Genomic DNA, 15,326 nt, shown 5'->3' with positions numbered 1-15,326 from the left:
GGAGAGCGCAGTGAAAGTCAAGCAAGCAATCAAGCGTACCAGCGTGGGCACGAAGACTTTGGTCGTGTGGCTGGCTGCACTGTCGATGACGGGATGTTTCAGCGACTCTCCCGAGCAATTGCTGGCCTCGGCCAAAAGCCATCTGGAGAAGAAAGACAGCAAGGCGGCGGTGATACAGCTGAAGAACGCTTTGCAGGGCAATGCCAATCTGGCGGAGGCGCGCTTTCTGCTGGGCAAGATCCTGCTTGAAAGCGGTGATGTCAGCGGCGCGGTGATCGAGCTTGGCAAGGCACGCGAGCTCGGCTATGCGAATGATGAGCTGACTGCCCTGCTGGCTAGGACTTTGTCTTTGCAACTGCAGTTCGACAAGTTGCTCGCGGACTATGCCAAAGTCGAGTTGACCGCTCCCAAGCCAATGGCCGATCTGCAGACGACCTTGGCAACCGTTTACGCCTTGCGCGGCAATCAGGACGAGGCAAGGAGCCGTATCGATCGTGCATTGAAGCTCGATGCGGGCAACGTGAGCGCTCAGCTGGTCCAGGTGCGCTTGCTGGCCGGTTCCGGCGGCACAGGGCTGGCCTTGCCAGCCCTGGAGTCGGTGCTCTCCAAGCATGCCGAGTTCGCCGAGGGTTGGCAGCTCAAGGGCGAGTTGCTGGCTTTTGCGGGGCGAAACGATGAGGCGATCGTGGCTTTCCGGCAGGCCTTGAAGTTTGACAAAAGCAATGTCGCTGCGCACAACGGTCTCTTGTCTCTGCTGACTGCAAAGGGTGATCGCGCCGCGACCGACAAGGCGCTGGCCGCCTTCAAGGCCGCCTTGCCCAATCACCCACAGCTGCGCCTCTTCACCGCCAATCAGGCGATGGAATCCGGCGACCTGAAGACCGCGCGGGAAAACGTGCAGGTGTTGTTGAAGGGGGCCCCTGAAGACGGGCGAGTTCAGTTCCTTGCGGGGGCCATCGAGTTTCGCCGGGGCGCCCTGCTGCAGGCGGAGAATCATCTGAACAAGGCGCTTCGGCTGGCGCCGAATACCAAACGCGTCAGGGTCCTGCTCGCGCGAACCCATTTGCGTGCCGGCGAGGCTGCCAAGGCGCTGACCGTGCTGCAGCCGGCACTAAATGACGGCAAAGCAGATGCCGACATCTTTGCCGCCGCTGCCGAGGCGCACTTCCAACTGGGCAATGCCAAGCAGGCCGAGGACTATCTGCAGCAAGCGGTCAAGCTCAACCCCCAAGACGCGCGCAGCCGTACAGCCCTGGCTGTCGCCAACATCGGCAAAGGCCGCAGCGACCAGGGTCTCGACGAACTGCGTGCCATCTCGGCAGAGGACAGCGGCGCAACGGCCGACCTGGCTTTGATCAGCGCCTTGGTACGCAAGGGCGAGAGCGACAAGGCTTTGCAGGCGATCGATGCGCTCGAGCGGAAACAGCCCAACAAACCCTTGGCGCCCATGCTGCGCGGCGGTGTCGAACTCAGGCGTGGCAACCAAGTGCAGGCCCGTTCGGCCTTCGAGGCAGCCTTGAAGGCCGATCCGGTGTACTTCCCGGCCGCAAGCAGCTTGACCGCGATGGACGTCGCGGACAAGAAGCCCGAACTGGCCATCAAACGCTTCGAGAAGATGTTGGAGACAGACCCGCGGCATGTGCAGGCCCAGATGGCCATCGTCGGCTTGCGGGCTCAGGCCGGCGCGCAGCCGGGCGAGCTGATCGAGCTGTTGACCAAGGCGGTCAAACAGAATCCCGAGGCGCTGGCGCCTCGGGCGGCCCTGGTGCGCCTGCAGCTTGAGCGCAAGGAAAACAAGCTGGCGCTCGCGGCGGCTCAGGAAGGCGTGGCGGCCTTGCCCGACAGTCCTGAGTTGCAGGAATTGCTTGGGCAGGTCCAGATGGCGACCGGTGACAGCAACCAGGCCCTGATCGCCTTCAACAAGATGGCTTCCCTGCAACCCACATCGCCTCAACCCTTTATGCGCATCGCCGAGTTGCACATGGCAGGCAAGAACCAGGCTGCGGCGGCGCAAAGCTACAAACGAGCCTTGAGCGTCAGGCCTGATTTCGTGCCCGCCCATACTGCCCTGCTGACCCTGGAAATTGCGGCTGGGAAGATCAGCGAAGCCCGAGCGCAAGTACGCACCTTGCAACAGCAAAGCCCCCAGAACCCGGCCGGCTACGAGCTTGAAGGAGATCTCGAAGCCCAGCAGAAGAATTGGCCCAAAGCGGTGGCGGCCTACCGCAGCAGCCTGGACAAACGTGCTCAAACCGACTTGGCCATCAAGTTGCATCGCAGCCTGCTGGCCGCAGGCAAGGGGGGGGAGGCCGCCACCTTCGAGGCGGCATGGCGCAAAGACCGCCCCAAGGACAGCGCGTTTATCTTCTACCTCGGGGACGGCGCGCTCTTGCGCTCCGATCATGGCCAGGCCCTGACGCTCTATCAGGAGGTCCTCAAACTCCAGCCCGACAACCCGGCCGCCAACAACAATGTGGCCTGGTTGCTCAAGATGACCAAGAAACCCGGCGCCCTGGCGTATGCAGAAAAGGCCAATCGCCTGCGTCCCAATCAGCCTCCGTTCATGGACACGCTGGCGGAGATTCACGCCGATGCGGGGCAGTTTGACAAGGCCTTAGAGGTTCAGCAGCAAGCCGTGAAACTGGCGCCCGATGTGCATTTGCATCGACTGCATCTGGCACGCTATTACCTGCGGGCCGGGCAGAAATCGGCAGCCCAGGACGAGCTGAAGAAACTGGCTGAACTGGGCGACAAGTTTGCCCAGCACGATGAGGTGAAAAAACTGCAGGCTGAACTCTGAGCCGCAAATGTGACAGCTTGTGAGTGACACTGGGCTCTGTTAGCCTCGCCCGCATCAGGGTAGAAGGCGGCCAACGGAGAATGTGGCATGACGCAAATTCAGCGATCCAGTTTTAGGAAGAAGTTTCACCATGGACTGCGGCGTCTTTTCGGCGTGTTGCCGGCCCCGGCGCGCTTCGAGATTTACCGTCGGATGGTTGATTGCGACCCCGATCCCGATGCTCGGCTGCAGCTGAAGATTGCCGAAACTCGCGAAGAACTCGAGGACTGTTTCAAGATTCTTCACGATGCTTATGTGGCCAGCGGCTTCATGAAACCCGATCCTTCGGGCATGCGCATCACGCCGTATCACGCCTTGCCTACCACCACCACGCTGTGTGCCAAGTACGACGGGCGCGTGGTTGGCACCATCTCGATGATCAGAGAAGGTGTGTTTGGTTTCCCGCTGCAGTCTGTGTTTGATCTGGAGCATGTGCGGGCTCAAGGCGGCCAGATCGCCGAGATTTCCGCCTTGGCGGTTCATCCGGACTTCCGTAAAACGGGGGGAGCCATCCTGTTCCCGCTGATGAAGTTCATGCACGAGTACTGCACCGAGTTCTTCGATACCCGGCATCTGGTGATCGCGGTGAATCCCGAGCGGATCGAGCTCTATGAGGCCTTGTTGTATTTCCAGCGCTTGCAGGAGACCGTGGTCGACAACTACGACTTCGCCAATGGCGCGCCGGCCGTCGGTGCCACGCTTGACCTCAAGCATGCATCGGATGTTTTTCGCGCCGGCTATCGGGGCCGGGCCGCTCGCAAGAATCTGCACAAATATTTCTTCCAGCTCAAGCTCGAAAATATTCAGCTGCCGCGGCGGCGCTATTTCACGACCAATGATCCGGTCATGACGCCGGCCCTGCTGGACCACTTCTTCAACAAGAAAAGCAAGGTGTTTGAGGAACTGGATGATCGGAAGAAAGCGCTGCTCTGGTCCATCTACGGTTTGGTGGAGTACCGCTCGGTGCTGCCGATGCTGCGCGGAGACGCTGTGGCCGGACATCCCTTGCGTCAGCATCAGCGCTACTCGATCCGTTGCCCCGGCGTGGTGACCTTTGATACGCCGGAGGGTAAAAGGCCTTTTGTGCTGCATGTCATCGAGGTCTCGCTATCGGGCTTCCAGGCGGAGTGCAAGCTGGATCTGGAGCTTGGGCAGTCCGGCCAGGCGACGATAGAGCTGGGTAAATCCGAACATTCGACGGTCACTGTCTCGGCGGTGCGCCGGCGTGAGACCGATGCCGGCGTCTTCATTGGTTTCAGGCTTGATGAGCCTGATCGCATCTGGCGTCAATGCGTGGCCGCACTCGAGGTCGGTCAGACCTCGGATGATCTGATGCAATGAAGCGCCGGCTGCTGCTTCTTCGGTCGGCATGTGTCGCGGGCCTGCCTTGGTGGGCGGCGCCGGCGAACGCCGATCTGCCGGCCTTGATCAAGCGGGTGAAGCCGTCTTTGCTATTGGTCGGCACCTATGCGGAGACCGACAGTCCCCGGTTCGCATTTCGCGGCACCGGATTTGTTGTCGATGATGGTCGGCACGCGATCACCAATGCCCATGTGCTGCCACCGGCCTCGGACGAAGAGCGGCAGCGAAAGTTGGTCATCCAGGTGCCGCAAGGCGATGGGCGCTGGAGCATGCGGTCGGCCACCGTGCTCAGCCTTGACAATGCGCATGATCTGGCGCTGCTGCGTTTTGATGGCCCCGAAGTCCCGGCCCTGCAACTGAGTCAGAGTGCCAGTGCTCAAGAAGGGCAGGCGATCGCCTTGATGGGTTTTCCGGTCGGTGGTGCCCTGGGCTTTTCCCCGGTCACGCATCGGGGCATCATCGCAGCGATCACAAGCATTGCCTTGCCACCGCCCAGTGCTCAGACACTCAATGCCCGGGCGATACGCCAGTTGCGCGACGGTGCTTTCGATATTCTCCAGCTGGATGCCACGGCCTACCCCGGCAATAGCGGCGGCCCGGTCTTCAATCTGGATACGGGCGAGGTGCTGGGCATCGTCAACATGGTCTTCATCAAGGGCAGCAAGGAGACCGCCTTGACCCAACCCACGGGAATCAGCTACGCCATCCCTGCGCACTATGCGGCGAGCTTGCTCGCCAAGCGCTAGCAAGCTCGGCGCTGCCGCCCTTCGCCAATCAATATTTCTTTCACTCCCACCACGCAAGGTCCGCCATGAGTCAGGTACAGCCCTTGTCGATTTGCATGCTCTCGGACGATTTCCTGCCCGGAGCGACCGGGGTCGGGACGCATTTGCAGGCCGTCGCGGGTCATCTCAGCCGGCGCGGCCACCGCATCAGCATCATCACCTCGCGTCGGTCCGGTGAGCCGGAGCAGGAGGTCTGGCGCGGCGTGCAGGTCTATCGCGTGCCGACGCTCAAGCTGTTCGGTTTCTACCAGGCTCTGCCTTCGGGTGCCGAGATCGAGCGTCTGCTGCGCAAGATACGGCCCGATGTGGTCCACCATCATTATCTGGGGGTGATGCTGCTGCGCGCGCTGAAGGTCTGCAAACGACTGGGGCTGAAGCAGGTCTACACCTATCACATGACCGAGGATCACCTGACCCAGCCGCTGCCGATGCGGCCATTCCGACGCCTCATTGTTCGAAAGATCGTCTCGATCTGCAACCGCGTCGATCTGCTGATCTCGGTGTCCAAGAACCTGGCTGAGCAGTTGCCGACCAAAGGCATACACACACCGGTGCATTTCATCAGCAACCCGGTCGACTTTGCGGATCCGCAAACGGTTGAGCCGATGGCCAGGGAGGCCGGTTTCGTGGTGATGTTTGCCGGGCGCTTGAATCCGGAAAAGAACATCCCCTTCTTGCTGCGCAGTTTCGCGCTCATGCTGAAGCGGGTGACGGATGCTCAGTTGCTGATAGCCGGGGCGGGCGCCGATCTTGATGCTCTTCAGAGGCACTGTGTGGCCCTAGGCATTCAAGAGCGCGTCAAGTTCCTGGGTTTTCTGAACCATGATCTGCTGGCCCGCTACTACGCGGCTTGTGATGTGTTTGTGCTGCCGTCTTGGGTCGAGACTCAAGGCCTTGTGGCGATGGAGGCCATGTGGTTTGCCAAGCCGATTGTGGTTGCTCGCAGCGTGGTCTCCGCGACCGAGTTGGTCGATGAAGGTGCCAACGGTTTTCTGGTCGAGCCGGAGAATGACCAGGAACTTGCCGATCGCCTGGTGCAGTTGTCCGCCGATGCCGGCCTCAGAGCCGCGCTAGGCGCTGCGGGTCGGCGCAAGTCGACACAGTACGAGGCCGAGTCAGTGGTTGACTTGATGGAGTCAAGCTATAGAGAGGTGGCCGCGACAGCGCGCTGATTGCTGGGCCTGCCCGAGACGGGGGCGAACCTATCCGGGAATGAATGACAACAAAAGAGGGCGCCGAAGCGCCCTTTGTGCTTATCGGTGAGAACCGATCAGCTTTGCACGCTACGGCGGCGGCGGGCGCAGCCCAGGCCGAACAGAGCTGCACCGACCAGTGCCAGCGATGCCGGTTCCGGAACGGTCTTGATCAGGTCGAGCTCCAAGTCGATCTTGGTCGTGCTGCCGCTGAAGTTGATGACGGTCTGCAGGGCACCGACATTGCTCAGATCAGCGCCACCACCGGCGGAGATGCGGATCGCGCCGCTCGGCAGCACGGCGTTGGGGCCGACGAAATCGGCAAACGAGATCGCGCCCTGGTCCGGCACGCCGCCATTGACAGCGCTCGATTGCAAGATCAGCTTGGTCCACTGAGTGGCGCTGGTGTAGACCTCGATGGTGAAGTCAAAGCCCAGATCCGACTCAAGCACGTCAATCTTGAAGGCGTTGGCGGTCGCTGCCAGATTCTTTCCACCCAGACCCGTGTAGTTGATTTGGCCTTCGAAAGCAGCCTTCGTCGATGCGGTTGCACCGATATCACCCAGCACGCTGCCATCCCAACGAACGTAGGCTTGGCCGTGAGTGCCAGCAGCGGTGCTGTAGCTCAGCACGCCACCGTTGGCCGAGGCTTGGATGCCAGCGCCGGTGTTGTCAGAAGCGACAGAGCCATTCTTGATGACAAAAATGTCTCGCTGACCGCCGATGATGCTGGCGGCCGGGCCGGAAACGCGGCTGTAGACGCCATTGGCATCGGTCACGTTGTCCAGCAGGACGCCGGTAGCAAGGGTACCTTGATTGACAGAGAAGTCATCAATCACAACACCAGCGTGAGCAACATGACCGGCCAGGGTCAGTGCGGCTGCCAGTGCAACTTTGCGCAGAATCGTCATATCCATCTCCTTATCGAAAAGCTGCTCGAAGGGGCAGCCCACCCGTGCATTCTTTAAGCAGAGATCGTGCCATTGATGTTTTTACTATCTAGATCAATCACTTAGGGGGCGATCTTACGGGTCAAGTGGCCGGAGGGGATCGTTCGTGTAAATTATTCCGACAGTGCTTGTCGGCTCGGGGTCCCTTGGTGCTGATGCAGCATCGCAGCACCCAGCAATATCAGCGCGATACCTGCGGCTCTGGCTGGGCTGATGTGCTCGGCGAAAACTGTTGCCCCGATCGCAACGGTCACCAGATTGGCGAGTGCAAGTTGGACCGGCACGATCAGGGAGGCTCGCCCGCGTTGGAATGCTGCCTGAAGCAGTATCAAGCCTGCGATGTTGAAAATCACGACGCCGAGTAGCAAAGGGTTGCTCAACGTCTGCAGCGAAAGCGAGCTGTCTCCAGTCTGCGTCTGCGCGGTCAGCGCTTCGGTCAGCGCAGCGCCCATGCCAAAAGCCAAGCCGACGACGATGGCCAAAGGAAGCTCTCGCTGGCTGGACCGCCGGCCTAGATAAAGAATGACGCTGCCACCGATGGTCAATACGGCGGCAGCGATCAGCAGGCTGGTGACGTCGGGTGCGATCAAGGGCTTGGCCTCGGCCTGCCAGGACAGCGCCAATGCGCCAGCCACCGTCAGCGCCAGGCCCAACCACTCCGCGCGGTTCATCCGTTCTTGCAGGAATACAACCGCCATCAGCACCAGCAAGACATCACCGGCCGACATCAGGGGTTGAACCAGCGAGATTTCGCCCAAGGCGGTGGCCTGGACAAAAAGCACCCAACCGATGATTGTGCTGCCCAGGCCCAGCAGCCAACGCCAGTCCGTCAGCAGTGATGCCGCGACACTGCGCCAGGAGGCATGTCCGATCTTGGGTTGGTGCTCGGCGGACAGCTTCCATAGAAAGTAGCCCAGCTGAATAAAGAGCGTCGCCAGCAAGGTGGTGATCACCACGATCATGATGGCGCTCCCGCCTGGGTGTTGATGATCAGATCCTCCAGGGGTCTGCGAAGCGAGCGCGAGCTGGGGGAGGGGCCAGCGCCGACCCTGCCCATATAAACCGCTGCTCGGGCTAAATCGGCGCCGATCAGCAGTTCAAGGCGAGACTTGACGTCGATCGCTGCCGCCATGGCTCCGCTGACGCTGGAGAACCGTCGTTGTTCTCGGGCGTATCTTGCGAAGACGAGCGGCGTCACCTCCGGCTGCAGCTGCAGCTGCAGCTCCGTGGTTTTCAGCCAGAAGCGCTGCATGGCCCGGCCGGCTTCGACGTAGTCATCGACGGTCTTGGGCTGTGCGGGCGCGTACAGCACAAAGTGGGCCGCGCAGGCCAGGCTGGGGGCGAAGTCCATCTGCAGCCGAGGCGCCCAGGTGCCGGCGAGAAATCGATTGAAAAATTGCACCCGACCCCAGCTCTTCATGACAAAGCGCATCAAGCGGGTCGTGGCCGCATCGACGCCCAAGGCCTGGTCAGGGACCTTGGTCGCGCTGAACTGGCAATCCCAGTCGATGATGTCGCAATGCACCCGGTAGGCTTCGGGCGTGGTCAGGCGCAGCCGGGCCGAGCGAAACATCAGCAGGGCGGTCTGCAGCCGGGTGGCAAAGCCCTCCAGCCAGTGCACCTGATAGCCGGCCGGCAAGCAGTCCTGCAACTGCTGTTTCTCGGCCGCACTCAGTGCACGGGTGCTCAGCGGTCGGCGCTGCACGCTGCGACGCTCGATCTGCTCGATCAGAGCATCCCGCCTCATGCTCGGGTCGGCGTGGAGGCGCAGATCGAAAGTCGGCTTCGATTCCGGCAGCCCGGTCCGCCGGCTGATATCCAGAACTAGGCCATGAGCGCTCGCGGCGATCGCCGCGGTTTCAAGCAGGGCGCCCAGTGAAATCTGACTTGGATGCCCGTCAAGGTCATAGACGCAGTGCTCGCGCGTATCGAAGCCGTGCACAACGACATGCTCGGGCGAGAGGATCTCGAAGCGCCACGGCTGGGTGTTGTCGCCGCTGGGTGCCCAACGGGCGAGGTCCAGAATCTGCAGAACTTGATCTCGAGTCGGCATGGTGCGCGTGCTTCAGAAGAGGTTGCTCATGGTATACAAGGACCCCCTTGGAAAGCTGCTCAAGGCAGGTTTGGGGTGTTTGGATTTACAGGTGCTTGCGAACTGCCGATGATGAGGGCGCCGCGCCATTGAAGGCCGGAAGAAAAGAGGTGCACTTGGAGCCGACATTGACTTTTGATTATGAGCGCGCCTTTTCGCGAAATATCGGCTGGGTCTCCGTTGCGGAGCAGGCGCGGCTGCGTCAGGCGCGGGTGGCGATAGCCGGGCTGGGTGGGGTTGGCGGGGCTCATTTGCTGACCTTGGCGCGCTTGGGGCTGAGTAGGTTCAATATTGCCGACTTCGATGATTTCGAGGTCCACAATTTCAACCGCCAAGTTGGCGCCACGATGTCGACCTTGGGGCGTCCCAAGGCGCAAGTACTCGCCGAAATGGTCAAGGACATCAATCCCGAGGCCGATGTGCGGGTGTATCCGGCCGGCGTCACGGCCGAGAATATTGGCGAGTTCCTGGCCGATGTCGATGTCTATGTGGATGGCATCGATGTTTTTGCCATCGAGGCACGGCGCAGCCTGTTCCAGCTGTGTCACGAGCGCAAGATCCCGGCGCTGACGGCGGCACCGCTGGGTATGGGTGTTTCCTTGCTGTATTTCAAGCCGGGAGGGCTGAGTTTCGAGAATTACTTCCGGCTCGAAGGGCATACCAAGCAGGAGCAATACGCGCGATTCATCGCCGGGCTGTCCCCGGCCATGCTGCAGCGCTCTTATCTGGTGGTGCCCGAGGCGGTGAATTTCGTCGAGAAGCGCGGGCCGTCGACCATGATGGCCTGCGACCTTTGTGCCGGCATGATGGGGACTTCGGTGTTGAAGGTCTTGCTGGGGCGCGGTGCTCTGCGCGCGGCGCCCTGGTCGCTGCAGTTTGATGGATATCGCCAGAAGCTGAGCTTTGCCTGGCGCCCCCTCGGCAATGCAAATCCGTTGCAGCAATTGCTGCTGAGCTTTATCCGCCCGGTGTTGCGAGGGCGCAGCAAGTAAGCCGGACTGCTGGCGGCGCCCGGCCCGATCGGCTCCTGTGGCGGTCAGTTCGGCGGTGCACGCCCCTACTCGGGGGATAGCCTTGTCGCTGGGGCTGAGGTGCAATCGCGGCCTGTGAACCGGGTGGTCGGTGAGGCAGGTGCCAAGGGTGTCAAATAGTGGGCATCCGCCAAGGCGGCTTGGTCCGTATCCCCAGGTTTGTTTGCCTTACTGCTGTGGCATGATCCATTGCGCTGGGGCCTCGCAGGCATCGGTATTCAGTCCGAACATGTCATGCCCTTGGATGCTGTACGGGTCCACACAAGACCAACTGATTTTTGAGAGGACTTGCCTTGAATACTCGCATTGCTTCCACGTCGCGCGGACTCGGTCTGGCTTTGCTGGTGGCGGCCGGTGGCCTGTTTGCCGGTTGCGCCAGCAACAGCTCCAAGTATCCGGCAGCGCCGATTTCTGCGGCGACCCAGGACTACAGCTACATCGTCGGTGCCGGTGACAATCTCAATATCATTGTCTGGCGCAACCCTGAATTGTCGATGTCGGTGCCGGTGCGTCCCGATGGCAAGATCTCCACGCCGCTGGTGGATGAAATGGTGGCGCAGGGCAAGAATTCGGTGGAAATCGCGCGCGATATCGAAAAGCAACTCGGCCGCTATGTGCGTGATCCGGTGGTGACGGTGATCGTGACAGGTTTTGTCGGCCCGTTCAGCGAACAGATCCGCGTACTCGGCGAGGCTGCGAAGCCGCAATTCCTGGCCTACAAGCAAAAGATGACCCTGCTGGACGTGATGATCGCGGTCGGGGGGTTGACCGACTTTGCTGCCGGCAATCAGGCCACGATTTTGCGCTCATCCGAAGGCAACAAACAGTACTCGGTTCGCTTGACCGACCTGATCAAGCGTGGCGAGGTGTCGGCCAATGTGGAAATGCGGCCCGGCGACATCCTGATCATTCCGCAGAGCCTGTTCTGAAGCCAGACCGGGTTTCGAGCCCCCTGGTGGCCTGAGTTCAGGGGTTTCTTGTCTTTTGCCAGCGTGCCTTGCTTGTCTGCAGGCGAATCTAGATGGATTTATTGATAGCCCAGATCCTTTCCATTGCGCGCAGCATGTGGAAGTACCGCTGGCCCGGCGTCCTGGTGGCCTGGGTGACCGGGGCCGTCTGCGCGACGGTCGTATTCATGATGCCTGATCGCTACCAGGCCAGTGCCCGCATCTATGTGGACACGCAGTCGATTCTGAAGCCGCTGATGTCGGGGCTGGCGGTGCAGCCCAATGTCGAGCAGCAGGTCGTGATGCTCAGTCGTACCTTGATCAGCCGGCCGAATGTCGAGAAGCTGGTTCGCATGGCTGATCTCGACCTGAAGAATCAATCCAAGGCCCAGCAGGAAGCCACGATCGAGACCGTGACCAAGTCGCTGTCGATCGGCAGCACGGCCCGCGACAACCTCTATACCCTGTCTTACAGGGACGAGGACCCCGAGACCGCCAAGCGGGTGGTGCAGTCGCTGGTGTCCATCTTCGTCGAGTCCAGCCTGGGCGCCACCCGCAAGGACACCGCGACCGCCGCGACCTTCATCAACGAGCAGATCAAGAATTACGAGGCCAAGCTTGAAGAGGCCGAAGGACGTCTGAAAGAGTTCCGCTTACGCAATCTGCAGACCATGTCCAGCGACGGCCGCGATTCGGCCTCGCGCCTGACCGAGATGAGCGCCCAACTCGAGCGGGCCAAGCTGGAGTTGCGCGAGGCAGAGAATGCCCGTGATGCGACCAAGCAGCAGATCGATGGCGAGCGCTCGCGCGGCGCCAACACGACGACGCAGAGCCTGCTGCAGGAGTCGGCCCTCAATGTGGCGACGCCGGAAATCGATTCCCGCCTGGAGGTGCAGCGTCGCAATCTGGACTCTCTGCTGCAGCGCTACACGGACCAGCACCCCGACATCATCAGCACGCGCAAGCTGATCGCTGATCTTGAGGAGCAGAAGAAGCTGGAGATGGCGAGTCTGCGCAAGGCGGCGATGGCCGCCCCCCCGGGGATTGGTGCGGGATCGAGCCTGGTGCAGCAAGAGCTTGGTCGCATGCTGGCCACGACCGAGGTTCAGGTCGCCTCCTTGCGTGCCCGTGTCTCCGAGTATTCCAGCCGTTACGGACAGGCGCTGGCCGCGCTGAAGACCGCGCCGCAGTTGGAGGCCGAGGCCGCACAGCTGAACCGCGATTACGCGATTCACAAGAAGAACTATGAGGATTTGGTGTCCAGGCGCGAATCGGCGGCGATGTCCGGTGAACTCGATGTGGCATCGGGTGTCGCGGACTTTCGCTTGATCGACCCACCACGGGCCTCTTCCAAGCCGGTGGCTCCGAATCGCTTGCTGTTGCTCGGCGGTGCCTTGGCTGTGGCGCTGGCGGCCGGCTTGTTCACCGCTTTTGCCGCGAGCCAGCTGCGCCCCGTGTTCCACGATGGCAATCAGCTGCGCCTGCGCACCGAGTTGCCAGTGCTGGGCGTGGTGTCGCGGCTGGCAACCGATGTCGAGCGCCGCAGGGAGCGTATTGACCTGCTTCGCTTCGGTGCCGCGTCGGGTGGTTTGGTGGGTGTTTTTGCCCTCGGTTTGGTGGTCATGGCGCTGCTGATCAGCAGACAGGCGGGTTGAATGAGTAGTCTCATCGAACAGGCGGCGCAGCGCCTAGAGCAACTGCGCAATGCCGGCGTCATGTTGCCCGGCGATACGCTGAACAAGGGTGCCGAGCCCCAGCCTTCGCCGCAGCCGCGTGTCGCGACGAGTCCGGCGGGCGTCGAAGAGTCGACGCATCTGCAGCAGTCCAAGAAGGTTGATCTGGATCTCAATGCCTTGGCCGCACAGGGTCTGCTCACGCCCAACGCGCCCCGCACCCATATCGCCGACCAGTACCGCGTCATCAAGCGACCGCTGATCAAAAATGCGATGGGCAAGGGTGCGACCACGCTGAATCACGCCAATCTGATCATGGTGACCAGCGCCTTGGCCGGCGAGGGCAAGAGCTTCACCTCGCTGAATCTGGCGATGAGCATTGCCGCCGAGATGGACAACACGGTCATGCTGGTCGATGCCGACGTGGCACGCCCCTCGGTCCTGCGCATGCTCGGTCTGCCGCAAGGCCCGGGGCTGCTGGACGTGCTGGAAGACCAGGTCGATATGGCCAGTGTCTTGCTCCGCACCAATGTCGACAAGCTGACCATCTTGCCCAGTGGCACGCCGCATGCGCGGGCGACCGAGCTGCTCGCGAGCGACGCGATGAGTCAGTTGCTTGAGGACATGGCCAAGCGTTACCCGGACCGCATCATCATCTTTGATTCGCCGCCCCTGTTGCTGACCACCGAATCGCGCGTGCTGGCCTCCCATATGGGGCAGATCGTCGTTGTGGTGCATGCCGACAAGACGCCGCAAAGCGCGGTTCAGCAGGCCGTTGCAACCATCGAGTCCTGCCCGGTCAAGATGCTGTTGCTGAACCAGGCGCGCTCCAATGCGGCCGGCAGCTATGGCTACGGGTATGGCTACGGGTATGGCTATGGCTACGGGCACGACAATGCAATTCAGAAGGCTTGAGTCCGGGCTTAGCAAGCGTCGTGCGGCATGCGTGGCCCAATGCGTCTTTGTTCCGGTGCTGTTGCTCGGCGCTCTGCAGGCAACGGCGCAAAGCGCGGCGCCCGCATCCAAGTTGCTGGTGCAGCCTCGCATCAGCCTCTCCAGCACGCTGACGGACAATCTGCGGCTTCGAGATGAGGGCAAGGATGCCGCCCTGATCACGACCATCTCACCCGGCCTCAGTATCAGCAGCGGTACGGGGCGTGTGCGTGGTTCGCTGGACTATTCGCTCAACGGCGTGATCTACACCAAGAGCGAAGCCTCGGGCCAGGTGCAGAACAATCTGGCGGCGAAGCTCAGCGTCGAGGCGATCGACAATTGGTTCTATATCGATGCCCAGGCCAGTGTCGGCCAGCAAGCCGTGTCCGCCTTCGGTACTCAATCCACCGACCCCACACTGCGCAGCGGCAACAGCTCCGAGGTCGCCAGACTCAATGTCTCGCCCTATATCCGGGGCCAGTTGGCGGGCATCGCCGGCTACCAGGTGAGCGCCAATCTGCTGGAGAGCCGAGCCAAGGATTCATTGGCCGGCGATTCCAGCAGTCGCTCACTGTCCATGCAGCTCAATGGTTTGAGTGCGGGCAGTCTGCTGAACTGGTCGGCCTCGTTGAGCGATCAGCTCTCGCAGGCGCGCGGCGGGCGTGAGGTGGAAACCCAGTCCGCGACAGCCACCCTGGTGGTCAGGCCCGATGTCGACTGGAACTTCGGCGTGACCGGCGGTGCCGAGCGTCAGAACTTCGAGAGTCTGGCCAAGCAAAGCAGCACCATCTACGGCGTCAACGCGGGCTGGACACCGACTGTGCGCACCAAGCTGGCGGCGGACTGGACTCACCGCCGCTATGGCAACTCACACAGCCTGACCTTCGAGCACCGCATGGCCCGCTCGGTCTGGCGCCTCACCGACTCCCAGTCGGTGAACACCGGCGGCTTGCAGGGGCAGGCCAATGTGCTGAGCAACTACGAGCTGTTCTACATCCAGTTCTCCTCCATCGAGCCCGATCCCGTGCGGCGTGATCTGCTTGTCCGCAGCTTTCTGCGCAATCTGGGTCTCGATCCGAACGCACTGCCGACCGGTGGCTTTCTGGGCGGTGGGGCCAGCCTGACCCGCAGCCAGGCCTTGTCGCTGTCCGTTCAAGGCGGGCCCAGGACCACGCTGACCATGACATTGAGCCAGACCAAGAGCCGCAATCTCGACCAGGACTCGCCGGCCAATGGCGACCTGTCCCAGACCGGCCTCGTGAATCAGCGCATGATGTCGATGAGCCTGGCTCATCGCCTGACGCCGGATTCCTCGGCCAATGTGCTGTTTTCCCAGCAACGTAGCCGGGGTGCAGCAAGTGGGCAGCAAACCGATATGAAGTCTCTGACCGCCAACTGGAACGGCAAACTTGGCGTGCGCACCACTGTCCAGTTCGGCCTGCGCCACACCCGTTTCGACAGTCCGTCTCAGCCTTACCGCGAGAGTGCGGCAACCGCCACCCTTGTCCAGCAGTTCTAGCC

The 15,326-nt window shown here is 61.6% G+C and carries 12 protein-coding genes; 9 read left to right on the top strand and 3 right to left on the bottom strand.

What is annotated here, in order from left to right:
- Nucleotides 1-10: 10 nt before the first annotated feature.
- The 4 genes from prsT (at nt 11) to ABGI63_RS18285 (ending at nt 6,158) form a co-directional block, all read left to right on the top strand.
- Nucleotides 11-2,800 carry an XrtA/PEP-CTERM system TPR-repeat protein PrsT gene (gene prsT, locus ABGI63_RS18300; protein WP_349743804.1) on the top strand — a complete coding sequence of 930 codons (2,790 nt, stop codon included), beginning with the start codon at nt 11-13 and terminating at the stop codon, nt 2,798-2,800.
- A gap of 87 nt (nt 2,801-2,887) precedes the next feature.
- Complete coding sequence (locus tag ABGI63_RS18295; RefSeq protein WP_349743803.1) at nt 2,888-4,180, top strand: GNAT family N-acetyltransferase; 1,293 nt, start codon at nt 2,888-2,890, stop codon at nt 4,178-4,180.
- Nucleotides 4,177-4,947, top strand: a complete 771-nt coding sequence (locus ABGI63_RS18290) for a S1C family serine protease (RefSeq protein WP_349743802.1) — start codon at nt 4,177-4,179, stop codon at nt 4,945-4,947. Before ABGI63_RS18295 ends, ABGI63_RS18290 begins: the two co-directional genes overlap by 4 nt.
- Nucleotides 4,948-5,012: 65 nt before the next feature.
- The gene (locus ABGI63_RS18285) at nt 5,013-6,158 is read left to right on the top strand and encodes a glycosyltransferase (RefSeq protein WP_349743801.1); all 1,146 of its coding nucleotides are present in this window, start codon (nt 5,013-5,015) and stop codon (nt 6,156-6,158) included.
- A gap of 98 nt (nt 6,159-6,256) precedes the next feature.
- On the opposite strand, the gene ABGI63_RS18280 is transcribed toward ABGI63_RS18285, so the two are convergent.
- From ABGI63_RS18280 to ABGI63_RS18270, 3 genes are all read right to left on the bottom strand, one after another.
- Nucleotides 6,257-7,090: a PEP-CTERM sorting domain-containing protein gene (locus ABGI63_RS18280; protein ID WP_349743800.1), complete on the bottom strand. Its 834-nt coding sequence runs from the start codon at nt 7,088-7,090 to the stop codon at nt 6,257-6,259.
- 152 nt (nt 7,091-7,242) lie between these two features.
- The gene (locus ABGI63_RS18275) at nt 7,243-8,091 is read right to left on the bottom strand and encodes a DMT family transporter (RefSeq protein WP_349743799.1); all 849 of its coding nucleotides are present in this window, start codon (nt 8,089-8,091) and stop codon (nt 7,243-7,245) included.
- Nucleotides 8,088-9,182, bottom strand: coding sequence for a nitroreductase family protein (locus ABGI63_RS18270; protein ID WP_349743798.1), 1,095 nt, complete (start codon nt 9,180-9,182; stop codon nt 8,088-8,090). The genes ABGI63_RS18275 and ABGI63_RS18270 overlap by 4 nt, the downstream gene beginning before the upstream one ends.
- Nucleotides 9,183-9,277: 95 nt before the next feature.
- Between ABGI63_RS18270 and ABGI63_RS18265 the strand changes: the two genes are divergently transcribed.
- From ABGI63_RS18265 to ABGI63_RS18245, 5 genes are all read left to right on the top strand, one after another.
- Complete coding sequence (locus tag ABGI63_RS18265) at nt 9,278-10,213, top strand: ThiF family adenylyltransferase (protein ID WP_349743797.1); 936 nt, start codon at nt 9,278-9,280, stop codon at nt 10,211-10,213.
- Between the two features lie 332 nt (nt 10,214-10,545).
- Nucleotides 10,546-11,181, top strand: coding sequence for an XrtA/PEP-CTERM system exopolysaccharide export protein (locus ABGI63_RS18260; RefSeq protein ID WP_432767438.1), 636 nt, complete (start codon nt 10,546-10,548; stop codon nt 11,179-11,181).
- 92 nt (nt 11,182-11,273) lie between these two features.
- Nucleotides 11,274-12,854: an XrtA system polysaccharide chain length determinant gene (locus ABGI63_RS18255; RefSeq protein ID WP_349743795.1), complete on the top strand. Its 1,581-nt coding sequence runs from the start codon at nt 11,274-11,276 to the stop codon at nt 12,852-12,854.
- The gene (locus ABGI63_RS18250; RefSeq protein ID WP_349743794.1) at nt 12,855-13,787 is read left to right on the top strand and encodes an XrtA-associated tyrosine autokinase; all 933 of its coding nucleotides are present in this window, start codon (nt 12,855-12,857) and stop codon (nt 13,785-13,787) included.
- On the top strand, nt 13,750-15,324 hold the full coding sequence (locus ABGI63_RS18245) for a TIGR03016 family PEP-CTERM system-associated outer membrane protein (protein ID WP_349743793.1): 1,575 nt from the start codon (nt 13,750-13,752) through the stop codon (nt 15,322-15,324). Before ABGI63_RS18250 ends, ABGI63_RS18245 begins: the two co-directional genes overlap by 38 nt.
- Nucleotides 15,325-15,326 lie beyond the last annotated feature (2 nt).

This window comes from Roseateles cavernae (genome assembly GCF_040187885.1).
GTDB classification, from domain to species: domain Bacteria; phylum Pseudomonadota; class Gammaproteobacteria; order Burkholderiales; family Burkholderiaceae_C; genus Roseateles_E; species Roseateles_E cavernae.
Note: the sequence above shows the minus strand (reverse complement) of the source record. Positions and strands in the feature narration are given on the sequence as shown.